The 1860-nt window shown below is 37.0% G+C and carries 1 protein-coding gene; it reads right to left on the reverse strand.

Annotated features, from left to right (window positions below):
- Window positions 1–443: 443 nt before the first annotated feature.
- Window positions 444–1739, reverse strand: a complete 1296-nt coding sequence (locus tag P8O16_RS04760; protein WP_300311411.1) for a Gfo/Idh/MocA family oxidoreductase — start codon at window positions 1737–1739, stop codon at window positions 444–446.
- Window positions 1740–1860: the final 121 nt, after the last annotated feature.

Raw genomic sequence — 1860 nt, forward strand, 5'->3', positions numbered from 1 at the left:
CTTCCCATCGTCCAAATTCCCATAAAATCCCGACTCAATCCCCATAGGAACTTCACCGGTTCCGTGCAACAGCGGTTTCATGCTTGGCTTTGCAAGCCGCACGAAAACCTAGTTGTTATGTAATTGTATTTTTTTGAAAAATCTTTTCCCCCAACCTTTTGAAAAGGAACTATTTCAAATTTAAAAAATAAAGTAGCAAAATCGAAGATATTCCAAAATTGTAAACCGTGTTACGGTTTTTAATAAGAAGTTTGCTTTGGATTCTAACAACTAACTATCAAAACCAAATTTTCAGAAATTAGAATTTTCTTTAAAAAATCAGACCAAAACGCCCAAAAAACTGAATCTCCTAATCTTACTACTGTCTACTTTTCAGCCAATTTACAAAATTTCGCCTAATAACTTAGATTTCAATTTCCGTGAATATGTCTTTTAGATTACAATTATTGAAAGAATAATATTTGCTCAGCTCTTAATTTATCGCAAAGCCTGTTTGATGGAATAATTACATCATCATAAGTCAATACTTGGTCTTTTGAAATATCATTTTTCAGCAAACAACCTTCTGCTAGACCTATTGGCAATAGGTTTTCCTTTATCGAAACCTCATAATTTTCACATAAACCATAAGTCATATAACCCCCAAGGTCATCAATTTTTTCACCCTTTTTGAGATCGACTTTTGCAGCAGCGACAACATCTACCATGGGTTTTCCGATAGGAGCTAGAGCAGCATCATGGAAAAGAACCGCTCTGGCGACGGTTAAAGGAACTTCAAAATGGCAAAGGTGATAAGGAGTATAAAAAAGATATAAGGGCCCCTTTCCTAGTTTATATAAATTAAGGTAATGCTGTTGCTTGGGATCGTCATGTGTTCCAAGGACAAAAACTCCCGGCCCAGGATCAGCTCCTACTACATAATCTACTATGCCATTCCCTTCTAAAAGTGTTTCCAAAGGATATAAATCCTGAAACACATCCTTCAGAGGGGTTCCGCTTGCTACAGTTGGACCAAACATTCCTCTTTTAGCTACCTTCATTCCAGTTCCATTTGCAACGATTGCTTGTTCAAAGGATATTTTAGTTCCATCTGCAAAGGAAGTCACCATTCTAGGATTTTGTCCCCATTGTTTCGCAAACCCTTCTTGTGTAGTCGGATTTCTATATGGGTCATGTAACCCTTTAATATTTCCACATAAAACGGGTTTTAAGCCAATAGACTTAACAAATCGATAAAGATTCATTTCAACTCCTGGTTGATCGCCATCAGCATTAGTAAGAATTACTCCTGCCCTATCTGCATATACTTTTAAAATGGGACCTATAGTACCATCCACTTCAGCATTCATCAAGATAACATGTTTCTTATGCTCAAAGGCTTTGAGAATAACATGTGCAGAGAATTCTATCGCTCCCGTAACCTCAATGATGGCATCTATTCCGTCCGCTTCACATAAAATATCTGCATGATCAGTTATGCTGAATTTTCCACTCCTGATATTATCCTCTAATTCATTCTTTTTGGCAGTGTACATTACCTCCTGAACACCTGCTTCCAAATACACCTCTCTTGCCCTTTCAACATTCCTATTAAAAATTGCGACTAACCGCATTCCTGGAACAGAATTGACCATTTGATTGGCAATGCCCCGAGCCATAAAACCTGCCCCAATCATTGCAACTTTTATAGGATTATTTTCAGAGTGTCTTTTCTTTAATGCATTATCGATAATTACCATATAAATTATTATGTATATCCGCAATCTTGCCAGTATGATTAAATCGAAGCAATGATGAGTCTGTCAAAGAGTTTTTGACCGAAGTATCTTCTGTTGAGCTTGTAACAAAACTCGTCCAGGT

The sequence above is a fragment of the Algoriphagus sp. genome, from assembly GCF_029254265.1.
Lineage (GTDB): Bacteria > Bacteroidota > Bacteroidia > Cytophagales > Cyclobacteriaceae > Algoriphagus.